General features: G+C 66.9%; 21 protein-coding genes. 14 read left to right on the top strand and 7 right to left on the bottom strand.

The features are described from left to right. From DKM43_RS01900 to DKM43_RS01860, 9 genes are read left to right on the top strand one after another with little or no spacing between them, the layout of a single operon-like run. Positions 1 to 882, top strand: coding sequence for a hypothetical protein (locus DKM43_RS01900; protein ID WP_236632329.1), 882 nt, complete (start codon positions 1 to 3; stop codon positions 880 to 882). Next, complete coding sequence (locus DKM43_RS16545; protein ID WP_236632328.1) at positions 879 to 2,978, top strand: CaiB/BaiF CoA-transferase family protein; 2,100 nt, start codon at positions 879 to 881, stop codon at positions 2,976 to 2,978. Before DKM43_RS01900 ends, DKM43_RS16545 begins: the two co-directional genes overlap by 4 nt. Continuing rightward, positions 2,975 to 4,276: a 2-hydroxyacyl-CoA dehydratase subunit D gene (locus tag DKM43_RS01890; protein WP_109796772.1), complete on the top strand. Its 1,302-nt coding sequence runs from the start codon at positions 2,975 to 2,977 to the stop codon at positions 4,274 to 4,276. Before DKM43_RS16545 ends, DKM43_RS01890 begins: the two co-directional genes overlap by 4 nt. Then, positions 4,273 to 5,331, top strand: a complete 1,059-nt coding sequence (dctP, locus tag DKM43_RS01885) for a TRAP transporter substrate-binding protein DctP (RefSeq protein WP_236632327.1) — start codon at positions 4,273 to 4,275, stop codon at positions 5,329 to 5,331. Before DKM43_RS01890 ends, dctP begins: the two co-directional genes overlap by 4 nt. After that, positions 5,328 to 6,242: an alpha/beta hydrolase gene (locus DKM43_RS01880; protein WP_109796770.1), complete on the top strand. Its 915-nt coding sequence runs from the start codon at positions 5,328 to 5,330 to the stop codon at positions 6,240 to 6,242. The genes dctP and DKM43_RS01880 overlap by 4 nt, the downstream gene beginning before the upstream one ends. Further along, complete coding sequence (locus DKM43_RS01875) at positions 6,239 to 7,432, top strand: CaiB/BaiF CoA transferase family protein (RefSeq protein ID WP_109796769.1); 1,194 nt, start codon at positions 6,239 to 6,241, stop codon at positions 7,430 to 7,432. Before DKM43_RS01880 ends, DKM43_RS01875 begins: the two co-directional genes overlap by 4 nt. Beyond that, entirely contained in the window at positions 7,429 to 8,550 is a 1,122-nt protein-coding gene (locus DKM43_RS01870) for a CapA family protein (RefSeq protein ID WP_109797042.1), read from the top strand. The genes DKM43_RS01875 and DKM43_RS01870 overlap by 4 nt, the downstream gene beginning before the upstream one ends. Then, positions 8,547 to 9,566, top strand: coding sequence for a hypothetical protein (locus DKM43_RS01865; protein WP_109796768.1), 1,020 nt, complete (start codon positions 8,547 to 8,549; stop codon positions 9,564 to 9,566). The genes DKM43_RS01870 and DKM43_RS01865 overlap by 4 nt, the downstream gene beginning before the upstream one ends. Continuing rightward, entirely contained in the window at positions 9,563 to 10,945 is a 1,383-nt protein-coding gene (locus DKM43_RS01860; protein ID WP_109796767.1) for an MmgE/PrpD family protein, read from the top strand. The genes DKM43_RS01865 and DKM43_RS01860 overlap by 4 nt, the downstream gene beginning before the upstream one ends. Here the strand turns inward: DKM43_RS01860 and DKM43_RS01855 are convergent. The 5 genes from DKM43_RS01855 to DKM43_RS01835 all read right to left on the bottom strand — a co-directional run bounded on the left by DKM43_RS01855 (position 10,942) and on the right by DKM43_RS01835 (position 18,054). Then, the gene (locus tag DKM43_RS01855; RefSeq protein ID WP_109796766.1) at positions 10,942 to 11,712 is read right to left on the bottom strand and encodes an OmpA family protein; all 771 of its coding nucleotides are present in this window, start codon (positions 11,710 to 11,712) and stop codon (positions 10,942 to 10,944) included. The two genes, DKM43_RS01860 and DKM43_RS01855, sit on opposite strands and share 4 nt — an antisense overlap. After that, a complete protein-coding gene (locus DKM43_RS01850; RefSeq protein ID WP_109796765.1) occupies positions 11,709 to 13,211 on the bottom strand; it encodes a hypothetical protein in 1,503 nt (500 codons plus the stop codon). Before DKM43_RS01850 ends, DKM43_RS01855 begins: the two co-directional genes overlap by 4 nt. 22 nt (positions 13,212 to 13,233) lie before the next feature. After that, complete coding sequence (locus DKM43_RS01845) at positions 13,234 to 15,453, bottom strand: TonB-dependent receptor (RefSeq protein WP_109796764.1); 2,220 nt, start codon at positions 15,451 to 15,453, stop codon at positions 13,234 to 13,236. Between the two features lie 76 nt (positions 15,454 to 15,529). Beyond that, complete coding sequence (locus DKM43_RS01840) at positions 15,530 to 16,729, bottom strand: MFS transporter (protein ID WP_109796763.1); 1,200 nt, start codon at positions 16,727 to 16,729, stop codon at positions 15,530 to 15,532. Continuing rightward, the gene (locus DKM43_RS01835; protein WP_109796762.1) at positions 16,726 to 18,054 is read right to left on the bottom strand and encodes an MFS transporter; all 1,329 of its coding nucleotides are present in this window, start codon (positions 18,052 to 18,054) and stop codon (positions 16,726 to 16,728) included. The genes DKM43_RS01840 and DKM43_RS01835 overlap by 4 nt, the downstream gene beginning before the upstream one ends. 83 nt (positions 18,055 to 18,137) lie before the next feature. Here DKM43_RS01835 and DKM43_RS01830 point away from each other — a divergent pair, with 83 nt between their 5' ends. Together DKM43_RS01830 and DKM43_RS01825 are read left to right on the top strand one after the other, a co-directional pair. Continuing rightward, the gene (locus tag DKM43_RS01830; protein WP_109796761.1) at positions 18,138 to 19,316 is read left to right on the top strand and encodes a cytochrome P450; all 1,179 of its coding nucleotides are present in this window, start codon (positions 18,138 to 18,140) and stop codon (positions 19,314 to 19,316) included. 83 nt (positions 19,317 to 19,399) lie between these two features. Beyond that, positions 19,400 to 20,425: a LacI family DNA-binding transcriptional regulator gene (locus tag DKM43_RS01825; protein WP_109796760.1), complete on the top strand. Its 1,026-nt coding sequence runs from the start codon at positions 19,400 to 19,402 to the stop codon at positions 20,423 to 20,425. Positions 20,426 to 20,447: 22 nt separating this feature from the next. Here the strand turns inward: DKM43_RS01825 and DKM43_RS01820 are convergent, their stop codons facing one another. Then, positions 20,448 to 21,185, bottom strand: coding sequence for an SDR family NAD(P)-dependent oxidoreductase (locus DKM43_RS01820; RefSeq protein ID WP_201739750.1), 738 nt, complete (start codon positions 21,183 to 21,185; stop codon positions 20,448 to 20,450). Positions 21,186 to 21,340: 155 nt separating this feature from the next. On the opposite strand from DKM43_RS01820, the gene DKM43_RS01815 reads away from it, so the two are divergent. Genes DKM43_RS01815 through DKM43_RS01805 form a run of 3 tightly spaced genes read left to right on the top strand, consistent with a single transcriptional unit; the run spans position 21,341 to position 23,608 of the window. Then, positions 21,341 to 22,552: a toxic anion resistance protein gene (locus DKM43_RS01815; RefSeq protein ID WP_109796759.1), complete on the top strand. Its 1,212-nt coding sequence runs from the start codon at positions 21,341 to 21,343 to the stop codon at positions 22,550 to 22,552. Between the two features lie 7 nt (positions 22,553 to 22,559). Beyond that, complete coding sequence (locus tag DKM43_RS01810) at positions 22,560 to 23,315, top strand: hypothetical protein (RefSeq protein WP_109796758.1); 756 nt, start codon at positions 22,560 to 22,562, stop codon at positions 23,313 to 23,315. Next, the gene (locus DKM43_RS01805; RefSeq protein ID WP_109796757.1) at positions 23,315 to 23,608 is read left to right on the top strand and encodes a polyhydroxyalkanoic acid system family protein; all 294 of its coding nucleotides are present in this window, start codon (positions 23,315 to 23,317) and stop codon (positions 23,606 to 23,608) included. The genes DKM43_RS01810 and DKM43_RS01805 overlap by 1 nt, the downstream gene beginning before the upstream one ends. 4 nt (positions 23,609 to 23,612) lie before the next feature. On the opposite strand, the gene DKM43_RS01800 is transcribed toward DKM43_RS01805, so the two are convergent. After that, positions 23,613 to 24,074 carry a DUF2721 domain-containing protein gene (locus DKM43_RS01800; protein ID WP_236632326.1) on the bottom strand — a complete coding sequence of 154 codons (462 nt, stop codon included), beginning with the start codon at positions 24,072 to 24,074 and terminating at the stop codon, positions 23,613 to 23,615. Positions 24,075 to 24,269 lie beyond the last annotated feature (195 nt).

Here is a 24,269-nt window from a genome sequence, read left to right as displayed (position 1 = left end):
ATGATTGCCCACCTTGGACCCAACCTGCCGCACGACCTGTTCGATGCCACCGGGCGCAATGCCGGCGCGCTGCGCTGGAACGTGGACCGCGCCATGCCCGCGGCCGACCGGTGGCTGGAGAGCAAGTTTGCGCCATGGACGCGCTCGGTGGTGCAGGACTGGGCCGATGGCGCGCTCGATCATCTGGAGGCGGTGGTGTTCAGCCGCGCCGACGACAGTGCGCAGCGGCTCTATTACTACATGTGCGAACTGCGCAGGACCGGCGCCGTCAGAGGGCCTGAGCCGCTGATGCTGGACATTGCCAAGATCCCCAGAGCCAGCAGCGTGGCGCGCACCGAGGCGGCGCTGCGGGCGCTGGGGGCAAGGCTGGGCGTGGACGAGGCGGCGCTGCGCGCGGCGATTGCGCGGGGCAATGCCGCGCGCCGGGAAAGCCCTGCGCTTGCTTCTGGGACCGCTCCGGTCTGTCTCATTGCCGGAAGCCTGCTGCCTGATGAGCGCCTGCACCGCGTGGCGGCGCAGGCCGGATGGCGCGCGCAGGGCCGCACGCTGGCCGATGAGTGGACTGACCGCGGGCCGCCGGTGGACGAGACGGGCGATGCCTTTGCCGCGCTTGCCCGCCAGATCCATGCCCGCGCGCTGGATACGCGCGGTTTCCATGACCGCGCTGGCGCGCTGGCGCAGCAGGCGCGCGTTGCCGGGGCAAGGGCGGGACTGCTGTGGCTGATCGAGGAGGACGATACCAGCGTGTGGCACCTGCCCGCGATGCGGGCCGCGCTTGAAGGGCTGGGCCTGCCGGTGATGGTGGCCACCCGGCGCGACTGGCTGTGCCGCGACGGGATTGATCTGGAGATGGGCGCATTCCTTGCCGGAGCCGTGGCATGAAGCTGCTGGCAGGACATCGCGTGGCCGTGCTGGGCGGCATGGCGAACAGGGCGCTGGCGCGCTTTCTGGCATCACTGGGCGCGCAGCTGGGCGGGCCGGTGGAAGGCGCATCCTTCGTGATCGACGACATCGGCCTTGACGGGCTGGGGGGTGTGACGATCCCCGAAAGCGCGGTCCATGTTTCGGTGACGCCGTTCGGTTCCGGTGGGCCGCGTTCGGGCTGGAAGGGCGGCGAACTGGTGGCATCGGCCATGGGCGGGGCCTTGCGCGTGACCGGCGAGCCGGGCCTGCCGCCGGTGAAGGAAGCAGGCGATGCCTGCACGTTCCATGCCGACATGGTGGCGGCATCGGGCGCGCTGGCGGCGCACTATGCGCGCGGCACGCAAGGCCCGAATCAGGGCAAGGGCCAGCATGTTGACGTTTCGATCCAGCAGGTGGCCTTCAGCCGCAATTTCAACGGCGTGCTGGTCTGGCAGTTCGACCGGCGCAAGCTGGTGCGCGTGGGCGGGGCGCTGGCCTATGGCAAGGCGACGGTGCGGGCCATCTGGCGGCTTGCCGATGGCTGGTGCTTCCATTCGCTGATGACGGGGCGGCTGGGCGCGCCTGCCAATCAGGCGCTGTCTGACTGGATGGACGAGGCAGGCGTGCCCAATCCGCTGGCGGGCACCGACTGGCTTTCCTATAACCGTTCGACCCTTCCGGCCGAAACCCGCGCCGTGTGGGAAGCGGCCATCGCCGCGTTCTTCCTGACGCGCACCAAGCACGAGATCGCCACCGAAGGCTTGCGCCGGGGCATCAACGCCTGCGTGGCCAACGAACCGGCCGATGTGCTGGCCGATCCGCATCTGGCCGCGCGCGGGTTCTTTGATACACCGGAGGGATTACCTGAACGCTTTGCATCGTTCCGCGAGGGAACGGCGCAGGTTGCCGCGCCCGCAATCCACACCGGCGCCCGTCCGGGGCCGCTTTCGGGCGTGAGGGTGCTGGACTTTGCCTGGGCGCTGGTGGGTTCGATCACCACCAAGACGCTGGGCGATCTGGGGGCCGAGATCGTGAAGATCGAAACCCGCACCCGGCCCGATCTGGCGCGGCTGGACGTGCAGGTTTCCGCATCGAAGCCCGGAAACTGGGATGACAAGCCGTGGTTTGCGCATCTCAACACATCGAAGCGCAGCCTTTCGCTGAACATGAAGAAGCCGGAGGCGCGCGAACTGATCGACCCGCTGATCGACTGGGCCGATGTGGTGGTCGAGAACTTTTCGCCCGGAACGATGGCCAAGCTGGGGCTGGACTATGACAGTCTTGCGCTGCGCAATCCCGGCATCATCATGGTATCGGGCAGCGTGTTCGGCCAGACCGGGCCAATGGCGCAGGAATGGGGTGTTGATGGCACGGGCGGGGCGCTTTCGGGCCGGACCTATCTGACGGGCTGGCCCGACCGCGATCCGGTGATTCCCGGCGCAGTGCCGTTTGGCGACGTGATCGTGCCCTATGTTATGGCGGCAGGCGTGGCAGGCGCCTTGCAGCACCGGCGCGAGACCGGGCGCGGGTGCCATATCGATGCTTCGATGTATGAAATCTGCGTGCAGCAGATGCGCGATTACCTTGCCATGGCCAAGCGCGGCGAACGGCCGCAGCGCATGGGCAATGCCGATGCCCGCGTGTTCTGGCAGGACGTTCTGCCCGCTGCGGGCGACGACCGCTGGGTGGCAATTTCCTGCCCCTTGCAGGACGATCATGCGCGGCTGCTGGCGCTGACCGGGCCTGACGTGGCGGCATGGACTTCGGTTCGCGAGGATCACGCCATCGCCGCACAGCTTCAGGCCCACGGCATCGCCTGCGGCGTGGTGCAGGACTGCGAGGACATGATCGAGCGGGATGCCCAGCTGATCGGCCGCGGGGCGCTGGTCACGCTGGACCATCCGCTGCTTGGCCCCTTTGGCCACATCGCAACGCCCATCCGCTTTTCGCGCGATGCCTTTGCGCCGTTCCGCGCGCCCGGCATGGGCGAACATGTGCACGAAATTGCGCGCGATCTGTGCGGTCTTTCCGACGAGCGCATCGCGCAGCTTGAACATGCAGGAGTATTCCAGTGAGCAGCGCCCCTACCGCAAACCCATCGGGCCAGCGCAGCCGCAAGGATCTTGCCTGCACGCTGGCGGCCAACGCCTTTCAGAAGCAGTTCGGCGCGGACCTGAAACGCCGCGTGGTGGACGAGGGTGAGCCGTTTGCCATCGTGCAGGCCGATACGCCGCACGAGATCTTTCACGTGATGGACATTCCGATCATCACCAACCAGTGGTGGTCGGCCTATATTTCGGCCAAGCAGCTTTCGAACCACTACTTCGAGGTGATGGCCGAGGCAGGATACCCGAAGAACAGCTGCAAATACTGTTCGCTGGGGCTTGCCTGCACACTGGCGAACGATCCGAAAACGGCGCCGTGGGGGGGCTTGCCCAAGCCCACGGTGCTGGTGGCGCGCATGACATGCGATTGCATCCAGCACGTTTTCGGCCAGTGGGCCGATGCGCTGGGCAGCGAGTTCTTTCCGATGGAAGCGCCCGCATGGGAGCACAAGGACCCGCGCTGGTTCGCCCATTCGAAGGACCAGTGGGAACAGGTTTACGATGCCGACCGCATCGCGCTGGCCGTTTCGGAAATGCGCGATCTGATCTCGCTGCTGGAAAACCGCACGGGCCGCAGGTTCGACGAGGCGAAGCTCCATTACCTGATGGAGCGGATCAACGAGCAGGAAGGCTATATCTGGGAAGCGGCACAGGCCATCGGCAAGGCGCGGCCCTGCCCGGTATCGATTGCCGAGCAGATGCCCAACACGATGATCCCGCAATGGCACCGCGGATCGGACTGGGCGGTGAACCACGCAAGGCGGTTCCGCGACGAGGTGATGGAGCGTATCGCCGCAGGCGAGGGCACGGCCGCCAACGAGAAGATCCGCCTGATGTGGATCGGCGCGGGCGTTTGGCACGATCCCGGTTTCTATCAGGCGCTGGAAGAGCGCATGGGCGCGGTCTTCGTCTGGTCGATGTACATGCCCTTTGCCGGGCCGCAGTATATCCGCGAATTGCAGGGCCGCCCGATGGAGGCGCTGGCCAGCCGCGTCTGTTCGATGAACGAGGTGCTGCACCTGCCGCCGTGGATGAACGGGTGGATGACGAGCGAGGCGGAGCGCTGCGGGATCGACGCCTGCGTGGTGCTGCTGCCACCGGAAAACCGCCTTTCGCAATCGGGCACGAAGATCACCGCCGAGGCGCTGGAAAGCGCGGGCGTGCCGGTGCTGATGATCGATGCCGACATGGTGGATGCGGCCAACTGGGACCATGACCGCATGGTGGGCATGGTGGCGGACTTTCTGGTGCGGCGGGGGCTGGCTTGAGGCTGCGTGCCGCCCCTTTCCCGGCGCTGATGCTGGCGCTGGTGCTGGCTCTGCTGCTGGCAGCCTGCGCGCGCCCGGTGCGGAGCGGGGTGACGGAGCTGGTCTATGCCTCGCCCTACAGCCCCGGCCACCCGTTTTCGAAGGCCGATCAGGAATGGATGGCCTTTGTCGAGAAGCGATCGGCCGGGCGGCTGAAGATCAGGCCGGTATGGTCGGGTGCGCTGCTTTCATCCGACATGTCGATGGAGGAACTGCGCCACGGGGTGGCCGACATCGGCCTGATAACGCCGATCTACGTGCGGGGCGGAACGCATCTCATCCGCATCCAGTCGGGGTTCTATCAGGGCGCGGACAGCGTGGAATCGCAGGTTGCGCTCTATCGCTGCATCGCGGCGGCAAACCCCCAGATCGGGCGCGAACTGGCGGGGCTGAAAGTGCTTGCCGTTCAGGGCGGCACGCTGCCCGGCCTTGTCACGGTGAACCGTCCGGTGAGAAGCCTTGCCGACATCAGGGGCCTGCGCATCCGCGCGCCGACCGAATTGCTGAGCGTGCTGGATTCGCTGGGCGCGGACCCGGTGAACATGCCGATGGGCGAGGTCTATTCGGCCATGGCCAAGGGCGTGATCGACGGGGTTATCGCGCCCGAAGATACCTTCAAGTCCCTGCATTTTGCCGAGATTTCCAGACACTTCTACCAGATCGCGGTGCCGCGCGGCGCCTATCCGGCCCGCGCGATGAGCGAAAAGCGCTGGAACACGCTTTCCGCGCAGGACCGCGCCGTGCTGGACGAGGGGGTTGCCGTGTGGGAGGCAGCGCTGGCGCGGCAGGTGCGCGCCGCGGTGGACAAGGGCAAGGCGGAAGCCGCGGCCTACAAGGTCAGCTTCCACCCTGCCTCGGCGGCGGACCAGCAGCAGTTTGACGCGATCTATCTGCGCGATTCCGAAGCCAATGCGCGCGCTCTGAAAGCCTTTGGCATCGATGGCGAGGCCGCGTTCCGGTCTGCCCGCGCGGCGGTGAAGGGTCGCGACCGGATTTCCTGTGGGAGTGCAACATGAAGCGTCTGATCTGCCTTGTCCTTTCGGTTGCGCTGGGGTCCGCCCCACTGGCCGCCCGGCCGCAGGTAATCGGCGAGCCGGCCGGAACCGGCCCGATGCCCGCCGTGGCCGAGGCGCGCGACGATGCGTCGGGCTATACCATCTATCGGCCCGCAAACTGGCCCGCCGGGCCACTACCGCTGGTGCTGTGGGGCAACGGCGGGTGCCGCAACAACGGCCTTTCGGTGAGCCACTTCCTGCGCGAGATCGCCAGCCACGGCTATCTGGTGATTGCCAATGGCGCGCCGAAGGAGGAGCGCCCGATGGAGGCCGCGCTTCCCCCCGCCGGGCAACCGCGTGCCGCAGGCGGCCCGCCCCCGCGCCCCACGCCCGATGAAACATCGACCAGCCAGATGCTGGCGGCGATCGACTGGGTGGCGGGCAGCGATCTTGCCCCCCATGCCGATCTTTCGCGCATTGCGGTGATGGGCCATTCGTGCGGCGGGTTGCAGGCGCTGGCCGCCGGGGCCGATCCGCGCATCGGCACGGTGGTGGCCTTCAACAGCGGGGTCTATGTCGGCGCGCGCACCGGGTTGAGCGGCGTGGGCATCACCAAGCAGGATCTGAACAAGCTGCACACGCCCGTGGCCTACATCCTCGGCGGGCCTGAGGACATTGCCTATCCCAACGGATCGGACGACGTGGAGCGCATTTCCCACGTGCCGGTGTTCTATGCCAATTCGCCGGTGGGCCACGGCGGCACCTTCGGCCTTGCCAATGGCGGGGATTATGGCCGCATCGGTGCGGCCTGGCTCGACTGGCAACTGAAAGGCAGCAAGACGGCGGGCGCGCTGTTTGCCGGGGCAAATTGCGGCCTGTGCAGGGACAAGACGTGGACAATCGTCCGCAAGCAGTTTCCGGAGAACCCATGAACGATCCTTCCGGCACCGGGCCGCTTTCCGGCATCCGCATCGCCGATTTCAGCCATGTCATGGCAGGGCCTTATGCTTCGCATCTGCTGCGGCTGATGGGGGCCGAGGTCATCAAGATCGAGCCGAAGGGCGGCGACGGTTTTCGCAATTACGGCGCGGACCGGCGCTATGACGGGATGTCGCCAGCGTTCATCGCAGCCAACGCGGGCAAGAAATCGATCGCGCTGGACCTCAAGGATGCGGACGATCTGAACATCGCCAAGGCCATCATCGCGCGCAGCGACGTGGTGCTGGAAAACTTCCGCCCCGGCGTGATGGCGCGGCTGGGGCTGGGATACGAGGCGGTGTGCGACGTGCGCGCCGACATCATCTATTGTTCGGTTTCAGGCTATGGGCAGGACGGCCCGCACCGCGACTGGCCCGCGATCGACAACATCGTGCAGGCCACCAGCGGCATGATGATGCTGAGCGGCGAGGAAGGCGATCCGCCGGTGCGCGTGGGCTTTCCCATCGTGGACACACTGACCGGGCAGACCGCGGCGCTGGCGATCCTCGGCGCGCTGATGCGGCGCGAGCGGCAGGGCAGGGGAAGCAAGCTGGACGTTTCGATGTTCGATGCCAGCCTTGCCTTCATGACATCGGCGCTGACGCCGTTCCTGGTGACGGGCAGGCCGATGACGCGCATGGGCAATACCGGCTACAGCGGACTGCCCACCGCATCGCTGTTTACCGCAGCAGATGGGCGGCAGGTGTCGCTGGGCGTGGTGCAGCCGCCTCAGTTTGCCGCGCTCGCGCGCGTGATGGGGCGCGAGGACTGGCTTGCCGACCCGCGCTTCGACACGCCCGATGCGCGGCGCGCCAATTTTGACGCGATGCACGATGAGCTTTCCGCCGAGTTCCTGAAGGACGGTGCGGCGGCATGGGAACAGCGGCTGAGCGATGCAGGTATCCCCTGCGGCATGGTGCGCCGGGTGGACGAGGCGGCTGCGCTTGCCGGAGATGGCGCACTGGTGGAACTGACCATTCCCGGCCTGCCGCACGAAGAGGTGCGCATTCCCGGCGCGGGTTACAGGGTGGCAGGCGCGCCGAGTGAGGCGATCGCCCCGCCACCGCGCCTTGATGCCGACCGCGAGGCGATTCTGGCATGGCTGGCGCAGGAGCCGCACAGCGCCGCAAAGGTGCGGGCTTGAGCCACATCGTTCTTGCCACCGGCGATCTGGCGCCGGACCGCGATGACTATGACGCCAGCTTTGTGGCCACCGCGCCGCTGCTGCGCGCCGCCGATCTGGTGTTCGGCCAGCTTGAGACGAGCTTTGCAGAAAAGGGCGTGCGCCTGCCGCAGGCGCGCCATGCGGTGCTGGCCCGGCCCGAAGGTGCTGCCGCGCTGGGACGTGCGGGGTTCGATGTGATCTCGATGGCGGGCAATCACGTGATGGACTGGGGGCACGATGCCTTCTTCGAAACGCGCGCCCATATCGAGGCGGCGGGGATGAGCGTGGTGGGCGCAGGCGCGAACATTGCCGAAGCGCGCCGCCCGGTGATCCGCACGCTGGGCGATGGCACGCGCGTGGCGTTTCTGGCCTATTCCAGCATCCTGCCGCATTCCTACTGGGCGGACGAGCGCCGCCCCGGCTGCGCACCGATGCGGGCCTTCACGGTTTACGAGCAGATCGAGCACGATCAGCCCGGAACGCCCGCGCGCATCCACACATACCCCCACCGCGAGGATCTGGCCGCGATGGAGGCCGACATCCGCGCCGCAAGGGCCGAGGCGGACGTGGTGCTGGTTTCGCACCACTGGGGCATCCATTTCGTGCGTGCGGTGATTGCCGATTATCAGCGCGACGTGGCCCGCGCGGCGATTGCGGCGGGGGCCGACGCGATTCTGGGCGGACACGCGCACATCCTGAAAGGGTGCGAACTGATCGGCGGCAAGCCGGTGTTCTATTCGCTGTGCAACTTTGCCACCGACCTGAGGATGGACCCGGCGCACGCGGCATCGAAAAGCTTCAACGAAATCCGCGTTCTGGCCGAGGAATGGGAACCGGACTTCGACAGCCTTTACAACTTTCCCAAGGCGGCGCGGCTTTCCATGATCGCGCGGCTGGAAATTGCGCAGGGCAAGGTTCTGCGCGCAGGGCTGCTGCCGCTGGTGATCGGACGCGATGCGGTGCCCCGTCTGGCACAGCCGGGCAGCGCGGATCATGCCGCCGTGGTCGATTACCTTGCCGCCGTGACCGCAGAGGCCGGGCTTAATGCACGCTATCGGCGGGATGCGGACATGGTGGTGCTGGAAGCGGAAGCATGAGGCTGCGCAGCATGGCCTTTCCGCTGGAAGGCTTTGTCCTCCTTTATCTGCTGGCCTATCTGCCCAACGTGATCGTGACCCGGCTGGTGACGACCACGCCGCACCCCGGCCTTGGCCGCCCGCTGACGGGCCTTGAGACGCTGCCTGCATCGCTCATCATCAACATGGTGCTGACATGGGGCTTCATCTGGCTTTCAGGCTGGCACCGCGATGCCAGCAAGATCGCGCTGGGGCGGTGGCGGGTGCCGTTTCCGACGCGGCACACGTTCCTTTCGGGCATCGGCACGGCGCTGATCCTGTTTACCGTGCCGCTGAGCTTCACCATCCCCGATGTGAGCATTCCGTTCATCCAGCTTATCATGCGAGGCGATATCCTGATCATCGCGCCGCTGGTGGACCTGATGTTCGGGCGACGGGTGCGCTGGTGGAGCTGGACCGCGCTGGCCATGGTGCTGGCGGCGCTGGTCATCACGCTTTCCGACCGGGGCGGGCTGAAGCTGCCGCCCATCGCGATCCTGACGGTGGTGCTTTACACCATCGGCTATTTCCTGCGGCTTTACGTGATGACGAGGATTTCCAAGAGCGGCGATCCGGCATCGGTCAGGCGCTATTTCGTGGAAGAGAAGATCATTGCGCTGCCGCTTTCCGTGGCGATCCTTGCGGCGATTTCGGCCAGCGGGATCGGCGGGCAGTCTGGCGAACTGGCATGGGGATTCATTGCGGTGTGGCGTGATCCGGTGCTGGCCGAACTGTTCTGGATCGGCGTGACGCTGACGGTGATTTCGGTGCTGGCCATCATCATCCTGCTGGACCCGCGCGAGAATGCCTATTGCGTGCCGCTGGAGCGCGCGGCGAGCCTTGTGGCGGGCGTTGGCGGATCGGTGCTGCTGGCGTGGTTCTGGGGCGGGCGGATGCCGCGCAATGCCGAACTGGCGGGCGCGGGCATCCTGATCGGGGCGATCGTGCTGCTTTCGCTGGCCCCCCGCCTTTCCGCGCGCAAGGACTTGCGGGCATGACAGGCGGGGTAAGCGATGTGCTGGCCCGCCACATTGCGGGCGCGCGGTGGGAGACGCTGCCCGATGCGGCGCGCGAGGGCGCGCGGCGGGTGCTGCTGGATGCGGTGGGGGTGATCCATGCCGCCAGCGGGCTGGCCCCGGAAGCCGCACCCTTCATCACGCTGGCCAAGGCGAACGGCGCGGGGCCTTGCGCCATTCTGGGCACGGGGCAAAGGGTGCAGCCGCTGGGCGCGGCGCTGGCCAATGGCGCGCTGGCCCATGCGGTGGATTACGAGGACGCCTTCGACCGCGCGCCAGCGCATCCCAATGCCTCGCTGGTGCCGGTGCTGCTGGCGCTGGCGCAGTCGCGGTCGGCGACCGAGGGCGCGGTTGACGGGCGCCGGTTCCTGACGGCGCTGGCGGTGGGCGGGGACGTGGCCTGCCGCATCGCGTTATCGCTGCGCCAGCCGATGGAGCAGGGGGGATGGTATCCGCCGCCGATCGTGGCCGCCTTTGGCGCGGTGGCGGGTGCGGCCAATCTGCTGGGGCTTGCGCCGCAGCAGGTGAAGGACGCGCTTTCGCTGGTGCTGTGCCAGGCGACGATGCCGGGCGAGATCAAGCACAGCCGCCGCACCGTGCTGCGCGCCGTGCGCGAGGCTTTTCCGGCGCAGGCCGCGTTGACCGCGGCCCTGCTGGCGCGCGAGGGGGTGGCCGGTTTCGAGACGCCGCTTGAAGGCACGGCGGGCTTCTATGCGCTTTATGCGGGCGGGCAGTTTGATGCTGCCGACCTGACCGACCGGCTGGGCGCGCATTACTGGGGCGCGGAGCTGACCTTCAAGCCATGGCCGAGTTGCCGCGGCACGCATCCGTTCATCGAAATGGCGCTGGACCTTGCCGCGCGCCATGCCATCGCGCCCGATGCCATTGCCGGGGTGGAGGTGATGGTGGACGAAGTGCAGGCCATGCTGGTGGAACCGCTGGCACGCAAGCAGGCGCCCGCCGTGGCGATAGATGCGAAGTTTTCCGTGCCGTTCACGGTTGCGCTGGCCTTTGCGCGGGGCCGGGTGGGGCTGGGCGATTTCGGGGCGGACAGCCTTGGCGATCCGGCGGTGCTGGCACTGGCGGCAAAGGTGCGCCCGGTGCATGAGGCACAAGGCCGCTGGCAGCGCGGGGTGGGCGGCGCCATGCGCGTGACCCTGCACGATGGCAGCGTGCACGAAGCCTTCGTTGCCAATGCGCTTGGCTGTCCGGCACGGCCGCTGTCCGATGCGGCGCAGGCCGCGAAGTTCATCGATTGCCTTGCGCGCGGGGCGGTGCCGGTAGCGGCCGAAGCCGCCGAAGCGCTGGCGGCCCGCATCCTTGCGCTCGACACCTGTGCGGACGCGGGGGCGCTGTTCTAGAACAGGGCGCGGATTTCCGCGCGGCGCTGGCTCTGCCAGGGCAGGCCATCGGCTTCGGGATCGTCGGTGGGCTGCGCGGCGGTCATGCTGCGGGTTTCGACCGGGATTGCAGGGACCAGACGGCGCAGCGTTTCGGCAATGGCCTCGGCGCGTTCGGAGGCGACTTCGGGCCGTTCGGCCAGAACCATGCCGCTGACCGTTTCCGGCGTGGTGGCGGCAAAGCCGGTGACAACCAGCTTTTTCGGCCGGGCGGCCCTGATCCATGCCACGGCATTATCGATGAGCCAATCATCATACTGATAGACAAGGAAATCCTTGTCGAACTCGAAATAGACGGGGAACACGCGCTCGGCATAGGGGCCGGGGGGGACGGGGCGCGGCACGCCAAGCGGCGCGATATTGCGCCGGGGCAGGACGAAGCGGCGGCCCGGCAGCCCTTCGGCCGGAAGCATGTGCCGCACGCAGGGCACATCGAGCCGCGAGGTGCGCACCGGATCGAGCACGGGCGAGCCGCAGGGCTGGTCGGCGCTGGCCGCAACCCTGCCTTCGACCAGCATGGCGAAGTTCCAGTCGGGCTTGTAGGGGCTTTCGGTCACGTCCCAGCGGGTGCCGGCTTCGCGGTCATCGCCCAGCCAGCAGCCCGATTTGCGCCCCGCATCGGTATCGCGGTAGATCGGGCAGGCGACAAAGCGCACGAGCGCACCGGTTTCGGCCGCATGGGCCGATGCGCTGGCGATGAGGGCGGCGGTGAAGGCAAGCGTTCTCACAGCACGCTCATCAGATTGACGAGATCCTGCTTTTCCTGCTCGGTATAGCCGATGGCGTAGCGCCGTTCGTAGTAATCGACCACCGCGCGCAAGTCCTTTGCCAGACCGGTGGAGAAATAGGGAGCACGCCCCGCAAGCCCGCGCATGGATTGCAGCGTGATCTTGCCGACATCGGCGCACTTGCCCGAGGTGAGGGCAAAGCCGGGGTCATAGGTATAGATAACCCTGCCATAATGGGGATGGGGCCTGCCAGTGCAGGTCACGCGGAACAATGGCAGATCGAGCCAGGGATCGGCAAAGGGCAGGGTGGTGGTGCCCAGATCGACCTGTCCCGGCGCGACATCGTTGCCCATCTGGCTCATGTTGTGACAGAACACGCAGGAATTGCGGACCGGATTGCCGAAGCCGATGCGCGAGTTGATGCCCGCGGTATCGGTGATGAGAAAGGTCTTTTCGCGGAATATCCGCGCACCGCGCGCGACCGACTGGCGGAACGCCAGCGTTTCCGGCGTGAGCGTGGCGGCATCGGCGGGCGTGATCTTCTCCCAGCCGGAAAACTCGCTCCAGACCGGTTCTCCGATGGAGCCGAGCGCGCCGGGCTGGCTGTCGCGCAGGCGGGCCGGGCCAGCCTTTGCGCCCATGCTGTCGAGTGCGCCGCCGACCTTGCTGACCTGCATCGCGGTGTAGATGCGCAGTTCGAAATCCTGCAACTGGCGGCGCTGCGCAGGGGTGAGACGCCGCAGCATCTGCAGGTGGGTGGCGGCGGCATCCTCCATCTGGAGGCGCAGGTTGCCCGCCCGGTTATCGGCCATGAGGTTGCCCGATTGCGGTTTGCCATCATCGGGATCGAGCGGCAGCGCATAGCCCTGCTTGGGATCATAGGGGAACCCGACCGCAAGCAGATACTTCATGTTCGCCACGGGGCGGGGGCGGCGATAGACCGAGATGCGCCCCGCCTGAGGCCCGTAGTCCGGCCCGGAATTGCAGCCATTGGGATCGCGCACCACCTCGATGGTGAAATCGGGCGTGACCGGCTTGCCGTTGAAACTGGTGACAGGCCAGGGCCGTTCGATGCGGATCAGCCCGCGATCGAGCAGCAGCGAGTGGCTTTCGCGCCGGTCCTGCGGCAGGGTGGGGCAGTTCGACCCATCGTAGGCGGCAAAGAGCGGATCGCGGCCCTGGGTGCGGTCCCACTGGCGGCGCGCGCTGTGGGCCGAAAGGCTCATCGCATCGGCAGGCTGGTGACAGGTGACGCAGGCGCGCCCGTCCTTGCCGAGCGGTTCGAAGAAGGGGTGGCCTGCGGTCTTGAGCGGCCCGCCGACCGTGAGCGTGCGCAGGGTGCCGTGTTCGTTCTCGTAATCGAGCACGGCGGGAAGCACGCGGCCTTCGCCGGGCGCCCACCAGCGATCGGGCGCTTCGCCGCTGCTGGCCGCCACCGAGACGACGGCAGCCAGCGCGGCAAGCGGAAGGGCGAACGACCTTGGCGGGAAGATGCGCATCGGTCTGTTCGCGCCCTTTGCCTCAGTTGCCGAAATCGACCCGCAGACGCACGCCGAAGGTGCGCGGCGCACCATAGATGATGCCGCCATCGGCGCTGGAGCTGTTCTGGATCTGCGAGGCGATGTAGGTCTTGTTGGTGAAGTTGTTCACGAACCCTTCGATCTTGTAGGAGCGGCCCAGATCGAGCGTGAGGCGCGCATCGAAGACATCGCGGCCGGGCACCAGCGTGTTCACGCTGGGGAAGGGCGTTGCATACTGCTTGGACAGGTGCGACCACTGCACGCGCGGGGTTAGCTGCACATCGCCCAGCGCGAAGGCATATTGCACCCCGGCATTGACAGTCCATTCCGGCGAGAAGGGCAGCACGCGGTCCTTGGGCACGAAGCGCAGGTTGGTGGGGCAGCCCGGATCGGTGCCCGGCGCATTGGTATCGGAAATGCAGGCCGAGTTGGCGAACTTGGCATCGAGATAGCCAAGACCGAGGTTGGCCGAGAAACCGCCGAACTGCGCGGTCACTTCAAGTTCGCCGCCCCACGATTTGCCGGCCAGCGCATTCTGCGTGACGGGCAGGCCGCCGACGAGGCTGGAAAGCTGGATGTCCTTGTAATCGGAATAGAACACGTCGCCGTTCACGCGCAGGTGCCGGTCGAGCAGTTCGGTCTTGAAGCCGAGTTCATAGACGAAGTTGCGCTCCGGCAGGAAATCGGGCGTGCTGGGGGTGAGGTTGACGCCGCCTGCCTTGTAGCCCTTGGAGGCGGTGAGATAGAGCATGTTGTTGTCGTCGATGTGGTAGTTCACGCCAAGCTTGCCGGTGAGCTGCTGCGATGTGACCTGGCTGGTGAAGGGCAGGGTGAACCCGGCCCCCGGCACGGCGAAGCGGGTATAGACCTGCTTGTCCCACGAATAGCGCGCGCCCACGATCAGTTCGATGGCATCGGTGGCGAAGTAGTTCACCTGCCCGAACAGCGACTGCGAGGTGTTCTTCGCCTCGGTGATGATGCTGCTGTTGGACTGGACCACGTCGCGCGTGTTGCGGTTGTCGCGCAGCAAGGTGACGGGGATGGTTTCATCCATGATGAAGCCGCCGACGACCCACTGGAGCGGCCCCTTGCCGGTGGAGAGCAGGTTGACTTCGCCGATCAGGGTCTTGAAGCGGGTCTTGCCGTTGCTCATGCGGCCGGGGAAGGTGCGGGTATTGGCCGCACTGGTGGGCAGATTGGCCGGGACCGGCAGCGCGGTGGCGGTGCGGTCGCCGTCGGTCTGGTCGTCGGTCGTGCCGTCCTGCCACGAGATCAGGCCGCGCGCCTGCACGCTGTCGCTCACATCGTAGCGGACCTCGCCGGACAGGCGGTAGCCTTCCTGGTTCTGGAAGGAGAGGCCGTCTTCCTGGATGACGAAGGGATCGTTGCTGACCAGATCGTTGCGGTTCTTCACCGCGTTGTTGTCGGACTTGAGGTTGAAGTATTCGCCGCGCACGTTGACGTTGAGCTTCCCGTCCAGCCCGCGCAGGCGCAGGTTGGCGCGCACGGCATCGAGGTTCATGTTGCCGGGCTGGCTCTGCGCATTGGCGGCAATGTTGCGGGTGAAGCTGTCGCGTTCGTCGTGGATGCCCGCGACGCGCAGGGCCACGTTCTCGCCGCCGATGTTGATGGCCGCGATGCCGCGATAGCGGTCATAGTTGGCGACGGTGAGTTCGCCATAGCCGAAGGTGCGTCCGAACTCCGGTTCGGGCGAGCGGACATAGAGCGCGCCGCCGGTGGAGTTCTGGCCGGTGAGCGTGCCCTGCGGGCCGCGCAGCACCTCGATCGTGCCGATATCGAAGAAGGAATGGCCGATGAACTGTTCGTGCGGGATGAGCTGGCCGTCGATGTAGTAGGCCACGCCGGGGTTCGAGGTGGGAGCGCTCTGCGCGATGCCGACGCCGCGGATGTTGATGAAGGTGGAGCGGTTGAAGGTGTTGATGGCGATCGAGGGCGCAACCTGCTGGATGTCGTTCAGGTTGAGCACGCCGCGCTGTTCGAGCTGTTCGCCGGTGAAGACCGTGGCCGAGATCGGCACGTTCTGGAGGTTCTGCTCGCGTCGTTCGGCAGTGACGATGATGGCGGTGAGGCCGCCGCTGCTTTCGGCATTCTCGGCGCCGCTGTCAGCCGTCTGGGCGAGGACCGGGCTGGCCGGGAGCGTGGAAGCGCCGGCAAGCAGCGCACCGAGCAGGATGGTCCTGCGCGAGGAAGAAACGGTCATAAGGCACCCCTCCGAATTATGCTCTTTCAGATAACAGTTTTCGTAGCGCGGATGTAAGCCCTTGCATAGCCCTTTTTCAGGCGTTTGGGCGGTTTGGCCGGGCGAGTGTTGCGGCAATGGCACAGGTGAACGCGGCGCCCGTTGCCAGCATGAGCGCGAGCGCGACGCGCAAGGGATCGAGCGGCGCGAACATGCCGAGCAGCGTCATGGCAAGGGCGCTGGCCAGCATCTGGAGCGCGCCCGCAAGACTGGTGGCGGTGGCCGCTAGCCCCTCTTCGGCAAAGGCCACGGCATTGAACGCCACCGGCCCGGCCAGCCCCGCGCCAAGGCCGAGCAGCGTGACGGGCGCGATCAGGAGCGCGGCGCCTTCGATCCCGAAGAGCGCAAGGCCAAGCGCGATCAGTGCCCCGCTGGCCGAACTGGCGGTGCCGAGGACCATCGCGCTGGTCCGGCGCTCGACCGGGACGACGAGCCGCGTGCCGAGGATGCTGGCCGCCGCGATCACGAGCAGGCCGCCGCCAGCCTCGCCCGATGACAGGCCGAAACGGTGGACGAGCAGGAACGGCGCGGCGCCGAGGAACATGTAGAGCGCGCTGCTGGCAAGGGCGAGGGTGGCTGAGGTCAGCACGAAGCGGCGATTGCCCGCGAGGCGCAGGTAGGATGCACCAAGCCGCAGGGCCTGGCTGCCGGAGCGGACGGGGGCGCCGGTTTCCGGCAGACGGCGCCGGGCCGCGAGGAAGGTCAGCCCTCCGGCGAGAGCCAGCGCGCCGAATACCGCGCGCCAGCCTGCCAGATCGGCAAGGGCGCCGCCGATGACCGGCGCGATGGCGGGCGAGACGAGCACGATGGTCATGAGCGAGGCCTGCGCGCCCGCCGCCTTCTGCGGGCCGAAGACATCCCCGACCATGACCCGTGCGGTGACGACTCCGCAGGCACCGCCAGCGGCCTGAACCAGCCGGGCAAGGAGCAGCCAGCCGGGCGCAGGGGCCAGGGCGGCGGCGAGCGCTCCGGCCGTGAACAGGGCAAGGCCCGCGAGCATGACCGGGCGGCGGCCCCGCCGGTCTGCCAGCGGCCCGGCGACAAGCTGTCCGGCGGCAAGCCCGGCCAGATAGACGCTGACGGTCTGCTGGGCGCGGGCCTCGCCAATGCCGAAATCCGCCCCGATCAGGGGCAGGGCGGGCACCAGCATGTGAATGGCCATCGACCCCATTGCGGCAATGGCGGCAAGGGTGAGGATGGTGAGCCGGTAGCCGGGCGGGGCGGCGGCATCGTTCATGCCGGGCCGGGCTTTTCCGCGATGCGGCGCGCGATCAGCGTCAGCGCGGCGCAGAGCACGGCAATGCCGAACAACAGCAGCGTGGGCGGCGTGAACGAGCCGGTCTGTTCGCGCAGCCAGCCCATCAGCGGGGGCACGCTGGCCCCGGCCAGGCTGCCGGTCATGTTGATGACGACAATGCCCATGGCCATGCTGCCGGGGCTGAGCAGGCGGGTGGGAATGGCCCAGAAGGCGGCCACGGTGCAGCCCGTGCAGGCCCCGCCGATGACGAGAGCGACAAGCCCGGCAGGCCCGGCGCCGAACAGGTTGGCCGCCAGCAGGCCGCAGCCGCCCAGCAGCGCGGGAATGGCCACGTGCAGGTAGCGTTCACCGGTGCGGTCGGAATGGCGGGCGTTGAGGATGAGGCCGATCCCGCTGGCGGCCCACGGCAGTGCGACGACCAGCCCGGTCTGGGCGGACGTGAGGCCCGACAGGCTTTTCACCACCTGCGGCAACCAGAACATGATGCCGTAGTTCGAGGCAAGGATGCAGAACCAGATGGCGGCGCAGAGCCAGCCGAGCGGGCTGCGCAGCACGGCCCAGCGGTCGGGGTCATGGCTCCTTTCCGCAGGGCCGGAGCGCGGCCTTGCGCCTGCCACGTTACGGCCGATCCAGTCCTGCTCCTGCGCGGTCAGCCAGCGGGCATCGGCCGGGCGATCAGGAAACCAGAACCATGCGAAGAGCGCCAGCGCCAGCGCGGGCAGGGCCTCGATCAGGAACATGAAGCGCCAGCTTGCCATGCCCAGCGGCTGATCGAGATCGAGCAGGAGGCCCGACAGCGGCGCGCCGATCACCTGCGCCACCGAGATCGAGACGATCGGAATGGCAAGGATCGAGGCGCGGAAGCGTTCGGGCGCCCACATGCTGAGATAGAGCATGAGGCCGGAAGACAGTCCGCCTTCGGAAAACCCGATGGCAACGCGCAGGGCATAGAGCTGCCATTCGTTGCTGATGGCCGCCATGAGGCATGAGCATACCCCCCAGGCGGCGGTGATCGTGGCGAGCCAGCGGCGCAGGCCGACCGCTTCGTAGAACAGCACGCTGGGATACTTGGCGATCATGTAGCCCACGAAGAGCACGCCCGCGCCGAAGCCGTATTGCGTGCTGGACAGGCCGAGCGCGCGGTTCATGTCGATGGCGGCGAACCCGACGTTCGTGCGGTCTATCGCGCCGACGAGGATGAAGAGCGCGGCAGGGATCACCAGACGCCGGATGACCTTGCCCCCGACGCTGGCTTCGAGCCGGGAATCTTCGTGAATGTCGATGCTCGTGCTGGCCGCCGTCACATGCTCTCCCCTTCGGACAGGCGCATCCCGCCTGCTGATGATAGCGCTTGCATGGCGCAGCGGCGCTGCTTATGCAACCGTTCATGACCGAACGCGTTCAGGATTTCGACCCCGAAGTTCCAGAGGATTTCGACAGCCCGCATGCCGAATATGCACGGCTGCGCCGCGAATGCCCGGTGGCGCACACCCATGGCCTTGGCGGGTTCTGGGCGCTGACCCGATACGAGGACGTGAAGCGCGCGGCATCGGATTCGGCAACGTTCATCACGTCGGTGCAGAACGTGGTGCCCAAGGTTGCCTTCACCGGGCGCCGTCCGCCGCTGCACCTCGATCCGCCCGAACACACGCCCTACCGGCGCGCGCTCAACCCGCTGCTCTCGCTGGAGCGGTCGGAACAGTTCGCGCCCAAGACCCGCGAACTGGCGCAGCGGCTGCTGGCGCCGATGGTGGCGCGCGGCGGGGGCGACATCTGCGTGGAGTTTTCAAGCTATCTGCCGGTCCATGTCTTCGGCGAATGGATGCGGATGCCCGAAGAGTGGCTGGATACCCTGCACGATGCCGGGCGCGCCTTCATTCTGGCGGTGCATTCCAACAAGCCCGAAACGATGAAGGAAACCTCGCTGAGGCTTTACGACATGGCCCGCGCGCTGATTGCCAAGCGCCATGCCGAGCCGCAGGATCCCGCCATCGATCCGACCAGCGCACTGCTGGAGGCGCGCCACGAGGGCAAGCCCCTGCCCGACGACCTGCTGGTGGGCACCGTGCGGCAGGTGCTGGTGGTGGGCATGGTGGCGCCGATGGTGATGATCGGCAACATCTGCGTGCACCTTTCGCGCGATCAGGCATTGCAGCAGCAGCTTCGGGCCGATCCTTCGCTGATCCCGGCGGCGGTCGAGGAGTTTCTGCGGCTCTACACGCCCTATCGCGGCTTTGCCCGCACGGCGGTGTGCGATGTGGAGATGCGCGGGCGCACGATCCCTGCCGGAGAGGCGATTGCGCTGATCTATGCCTCGGCCAACCGCGACGAGGAGATCTTCCCGGAGCCGGACCGGTTCATCCTCGACCGGCCCAACATTGCCCAGCATCTCGCCTTCGGGCGCGGGCCGCACAATTGCCCCGGCGTGCATCTGGGCCGGATGCAACTGCGCGTGGCGCTGGAGGAAATCCTTGCCGCCACGGCCGGGTTCGACCTTGCCGGCCCTGTCAGCGTCAGCCGCTGGCCCGAAGTGGGCGCGCTTTCGGTGCCGCTGCGCTTTGCCTGAGGGCAGGCCGGGTTTGCGCGGGATGCAACCGGCCCCTTGCAGCCGATTGCAACGGCGCACCCGGAAGGGCTAGCATCCGCCGGATGACCAAGGCCCTGCCGCCCAGCCCCGACACACTTGCCGGAAAAGCGCCGACGCTTGACGATGTGGCCGCGCGCGCCGGCGTTTCCACCGCCACGGTGAGCCGGTATGTGAACAATCCCGCCGTGGTGGCCAAGGCCACCGCCGAACGCATCCGCGCCGCGATTGCCGCCACGGGCTATATCCCCAATCTGCTGGCGGGCGGGCTGGCATCGAGCCGTTCGCGGATGGTGGGGGTGCTGATCCCCTACCTTACCGATTCGATCTTCAACGATACGATGCAGGCCATGGTGGAAGAGCTTTCCGCCGCAGGCATCACGGTGATGATGGGGCTGACCGGCGTTTCGGAGGCGCGCACGGAAGACCTGATCCGCGCCGCCCTGAGCCGGAGGGTGGACGCCATCATCTTTACCGGGCCGATGACCGCGCAGGTGGAAGCCATGGTGCGGCGATCGCCAGCCCTGTTCATTCAGGTGTGGGAGCTGCCCGATGATCCCATCGGCATTGCGGTGGGCTTTTCGCACCATGCGGCCGGGCGCGACATTGCCCGCTTTGTGATGCAGCGCGGGTATCGCAGGCCGCATCTGGTGACGGCCGAGGGCGCGCGCGCGCAGATGAGGCGTGCGGGCTTTGTCGAGGAATGGGCGCGATCGGCAAGCGGCGCCATCAGCGAATCGGATGTGGAGGTGCCTTCGCGCTTCGGCCACGCGCGGCGCATCTTTGCCGAGATCCGGCGCCTGCCCGAACTGCCCGATGTGGTGGTCTGCGGGTCCGACTATCTGGCGCAGGGCGTGATCGTGGAGGCGCTGGCCGCCGGGCTGCGCGTGCCCGACAACATTGCCGTGATCGGTTTCGGCAACAGCTCGATCGCGGGCGAGATGCGGCCCACGATCACTTCGGTTGAGGTGGACGGGGCGCGCATCGCACGCGAGGCGATTGCCGCAATCCGCCGCCACTGCGCGCAGGAACCGCTGGCCGAACGGTGGATCGACGTGGGCTTCCGGCTGGTCGCCCGCGAAAGCGCCTGAGCCGGACCGCGCCCGGTGCGGTTCAGAAGGGGATTTCGGCACCGTCCCATGCAAAGCATTTGCCGCTGTCGGCAGGCGAAAGGCGGCTCATCACATCCAGCAGACAGGCGGCGGAATGCTCGCTCGTGAACAGCCTTTCGGGCGCGACACCGCGCTGGAAGGGACGGGACAGCGGGGTGTCAACCGTGCCGGGATGCAGTGAAACCACCACAGCGGCGGGGTGGAGGCGCCCCATCTCTATCGCGAAATTGCGCACCAGCATGTTGAGCGCGGCCTTGGACGCGCGGTAGGAATGCCACCCGCCCAGCCGGTTGTCGGAGATCGATCCGACGCGCGCCGAGATGGCGGCGAAGACCGGCCGTTCTGCCCGGCGCAGCAGGGGCAGGGCATGTTTGCCGACAAGCGCGGGGCCGATGGCGTTGATCGCGAAGAGTTCGGCCATGGCATCCGCGCCAAGGCCGCGCCACGACTTTTCCGGCCCTTCACCGTTTGCCCGCGTGAGGCGGCCGGTGGCCACGATCACCATGTCGAGCCGGTCGCCCAGCCCTGCGCAGGCCGCCGCGATCGAGGCTTCATCGGTCAGATCGAAGCAGTGCGGGATCACCTTGTCTGCCGGGGCAAGCGCGCGCCGGGCAAGCGCGTGGACTTGCGCCACGTCATCGCGCGCGGCCAGCAACCGGGTGAAAGCCGCGCCAAGGCCCCCGCTGGCGCCAAACACGGCGCAGCGCAGGCCGCCGTCCTGTGTGGTTGTCGGGTCCATGGTGTCGTTCGTGGAGCGCGGCGGGCGCTCCGTCGATACGGACGAAGGCGCTGCGCTGTGTTGCGAGTATAAGACAGGTTGCGCCAGCGCGCGCAAGACACCATGTTGCCCGCTGAACCCAGTTGGGCTGATCCCACGTTGAAAGTTCGATACCGATGGCTTCCACACCCTCCGAAACCGCCACGATGAGCCCGATCACCCTGACCCCGCCCGATCCGGTGCCGGTGGTGGCGCCCGCCGAGGCTGCCGGGCTGGTGCCGGTCTCGCAGGAGAACCGCAGCAAGCTGGAAGCCAAGGTCGATGCCTTTGTGGCCGATCTGATCGCGGTTGATGCGCAAAGCCCGGAGTTCGGCCGCAAGGTCGATCAGCTTACCAACATGGGGCGCAAGGAAATTGCGGCGGCAGCAGGCATGTCGAACCGGTTTCTGGACCGGCCGGTGCGCGCGATGGACAAGGACAACGGCGTGGGGGCCGATCTGGCCGAACTGCGCCGCACGATCGAGGATCTGGACCCCGGCAAGCAGGGCAAGCTTTCCACCGGGCGCAAGTTTCTGGGGATCATCCCCTTCGGCAACAGCCTGAAGCGCTATTTCGACAGCTACACTTCGGCGCAGGGGCACATCAAGGCGATCCTCGACCGGCTTTCATCGGGCAAGGACGAACTGCTGATGGACAATGCCGCGATCGATGTGGAGCGGCAGAAGCTGTGGGAAGCGATGGGCAATCTGGAGCAGATGATCCACATTTCCCGCACGCTCGACGCAAGGCTTGAAGAGGCCGCCGCCGATCTGGATGCCACCGATCCGGCCAAGGCCAAGGCGATCCGTGAATCTGCGCTGTTCTACACCCGCCAGCGCACGCAGGACCTGCTGACGCAGATGGCGGTGACGGTGCAGGGCTATCTCGCGCTCGATCTGGTGAAGAAGAACAATGTCGAACTGGTCAAGGGCGTGGACCGGGCCAGCACCACCACCGTGGCCGCGCTGCGCACCGCCGTGACCGTGGCGCAGGCGATGACCAACCAGCGGCTGGTCTTGCAGCAGATCACCGCGCTCAACACCACGACGGCGAACATGATCGATTCCACCGGCAAGCTCCTGCGCGAGCAGACCGGCAAGATTCACGAGATGGCGGCATCGAGCACGATCCCGCTGGAAACGCTCCAGCGCGCCTTCCAGAACATCTACGACACGATGGACACGATCGATACCTTCAAGCTGAAGGCGCTGGATGCGATGAAGCAGACCGTGGACACGCTTTCGGGCGAGGTCGAGAAGTCGAAAGGCTATATCGCGCGGGCCGAAGGCGCGGCGCAGGCCAAGCTGTCAGGTCCCGAAACCGCGTCGCTGCTGACGCTTGAGGGCTGAGCCACTGATGCCATCTTCCTCGGCACATGAAAGCGACCGGATCATCGCCTCGGCGCGCCAGTCGCTGGCCAACAACCGCGCCGGTGGCCGCCGCAGCATAGGCCGCCGTTCGGCCGAGATGAAGCGCCAGCACTTTGCCCGCAAGGCCGCGCGCATGGCCATGGCAGTGGCGGTGCTGCTGGCCGGCGCAATGGTGGCGGGGCTGGTGCTGGACGGGATCGGCCTGACCGGGGTCATGGTGCTGGGCCTGGCGATCGTGGCGGCGCTCTGGTTCTTCGGCACTTATCCGAAGATGAAGGTGCCCGATCTGGCCGCGCTCAACACCGGTGACGTGCGCACCATGGTGGGCCGGACCGAACTGTGGCTTGAGGCGCAGCGCCCGGCCTTGCCCGCGCCCGCGGTGCAACTGGTTGACCGGATCGGCGTGCAGCTTGACGGGCTGGGCGTGCAACTGGAAGGGCTTGACCCGTCCGAACCCGCCGTTGGCGAAGTGCGCAAGCTGGTGGGCGAACATCTGCCCGGCATGGTCGAAAGCTGGCGCAAGATCCCTGCCCATCTGCGGCGTGAGGAGCGCGGCGGGCGCAATGCCGATCAGCAGCTGGCCGACGGCCTTGGCAAGATCAGTGCCGAGATCGATGCAATCACCCGCCAGCTTGCAGCGGGCGATCTTGATGCCCTTGCCGTGCGCGGGCGCTTTCTGGAATACCGTTACGGCGACGGGCCGGAAGCGGCGCCCTTGATCGAAGCACCGAAGGCACCCTGATGCGCATTGCCATCCCCCATTCGCTCGATCGGGATGAGGCACGCCGCCGCTTGCGCGAGAAAGCGGCGCAGGCTGCCGAAAAGGCCGATGGCATGGCCACCGTTACCACGACCTTTGCCGACGACGATCACATGGTTATGAGCGTATCCGCCATGGGTTATACCCTTGATTGCGGGGTGGAACTGGGCGAGGCGGAACTGGTGGTGGAGGTGGATATTCCGGCCAGCCTCGGCTTTGCGCGCCGCATGATCGAAGGGGTGATCCGGGAAAAAAGCGGCAAGCTGCTGTCCTGAACCGTCAGATCTTCCGTTCCAGTTCGAGCAGTTCCTGCGGCAGGCGCAGCGAGCTGGCGGCAATGCGCGTTTCCAGCAGCAGATAGACGAGCGCCATCATCAGCATGGCAATGGCGAGCGAGAAGGTCAGCCCGGTGAGGTTGCCCGTTTCCAGATCGGTCAGCTCGCCCACGAACAGCGAAGCCACTGTCACGCCGATGGCCAGCCCGGAAATGACCAGCAGCAGCAGCGCGCGTCCGATGAGCTGGATGCGCCTGTCGACATAGCGCAGCTCGATCACCACCATGTCGTGTTCGCGGCCGGTGGTCTGGCCGTGTTGGCCTTGGAGTGTGCGGGACCGGTCGACGATGCGGCCAAGGCGGGTGGTGAGGATGTTCATGATGTTGCCGATGGCGACAAGCACGAATACGGGTGCCAGCGCGAGCTGGATGGTCTGGGCAATCACGCCGGTGTGAACAGGGATCATGCACGTCCTTCAAGGGCTATGGCAATGCCCTGCCATGGACCGGGCGGGCGCTGCAAGCCGGATACGTCTGCGGCATGAAACTGCGGTTGCACCGCCGGGCGGCGGCAAGATCGGATTGCCAGAGCGCAATCTTCGATACGATAGGCTGTCATATCGGCATAAGCTGTGAGACTTGAACGGAATCGATAGAAGGAG

Source organism: Novosphingobium meiothermophilum (assembly GCF_003171715.1).
Lineage (GTDB): Bacteria > Pseudomonadota > Alphaproteobacteria > Sphingomonadales > Sphingomonadaceae > Novosphingobium > Novosphingobium meiothermophilum.
The sequence above is the reverse complement of the archived record's forward strand: the minus strand, read 5'-3'. Positions and strand labels throughout refer to the sequence as shown.

What these genes read in the sequence shown, in the direction of transcription:
- DKM43_RS01880 (WP_109796770.1), top strand. Translation starts at nt 5,328, where the DNA reads ATGAAGCGTCTGATCTGCCTTGTCCTTTCGGTTGCGCTGGGGTCCGCC.
- DKM43_RS01830 (WP_109796761.1), top strand. Translation starts at nt 18,138, where the DNA reads ATGACCGAACGCGTTCAGGATTTCGACCCCGAAGTTCCAGAGGATTTC.
- DKM43_RS01875 (WP_109796769.1), top strand. Translation starts at nt 6,239, where the DNA reads ATGAACGATCCTTCCGGCACCGGGCCGCTTTCCGGCATCCGCATCGCC.
- DKM43_RS16545 (WP_236632328.1), top strand. Translation starts at nt 879, where the DNA reads ATGAAGCTGCTGGCAGGACATCGCGTGGCCGTGCTGGGCGGCATGGCG.
- DKM43_RS01800 (WP_236632326.1), bottom strand. Translation starts at nt 24,074, where the DNA reads ATGATCCCTGTTCACACCGGCGTGATTGCCCAGACCATCCAGCTCGCG.
- DKM43_RS01840 (WP_109796763.1), bottom strand. Translation starts at nt 16,729, where the DNA reads ATGAACGATGCCGCCGCCCCGCCCGGCTACCGGCTCACCATCCTCACC.
- DKM43_RS01845 (WP_109796764.1), bottom strand. Translation starts at nt 15,453, where the DNA reads ATGACCGTTTCTTCCTCGCGCAGGACCATCCTGCTCGGTGCGCTGCTT.
- DKM43_RS01810 (WP_109796758.1), top strand. Translation starts at nt 22,560, where the DNA reads ATGCCATCTTCCTCGGCACATGAAAGCGACCGGATCATCGCCTCGGCG.
- DKM43_RS01815 (WP_109796759.1), top strand. Translation starts at nt 21,341, where the DNA reads ATGGCTTCCACACCCTCCGAAACCGCCACGATGAGCCCGATCACCCTG.
- DKM43_RS01865 (WP_109796768.1), top strand. Translation starts at nt 8,547, where the DNA reads ATGAGGCTGCGCAGCATGGCCTTTCCGCTGGAAGGCTTTGTCCTCCTT.
- DKM43_RS01805 (WP_109796757.1), top strand. Translation starts at nt 23,315, where the DNA reads ATGCGCATTGCCATCCCCCATTCGCTCGATCGGGATGAGGCACGCCGC.
- DKM43_RS01900 (WP_236632329.1), top strand. Translation starts at nt 1, where the DNA reads ATGATTGCCCACCTTGGACCCAACCTGCCGCACGACCTGTTCGATGCC.
- DKM43_RS01860 (WP_109796767.1), top strand. Translation starts at nt 9,563, where the DNA reads ATGACAGGCGGGGTAAGCGATGTGCTGGCCCGCCACATTGCGGGCGCG.
- DKM43_RS01825 (WP_109796760.1), top strand. Translation starts at nt 19,400, where the DNA reads ATGACCAAGGCCCTGCCGCCCAGCCCCGACACACTTGCCGGAAAAGCG.
- DKM43_RS01820 (WP_201739750.1), bottom strand. Translation starts at nt 21,185, where the DNA reads ATGGACCCGACAACCACACAGGACGGCGGCCTGCGCTGCGCCGTGTTT.
- DKM43_RS01850 (WP_109796765.1), bottom strand. Translation starts at nt 13,211, where the DNA reads ATGCGCATCTTCCCGCCAAGGTCGTTCGCCCTTCCGCTTGCCGCGCTG.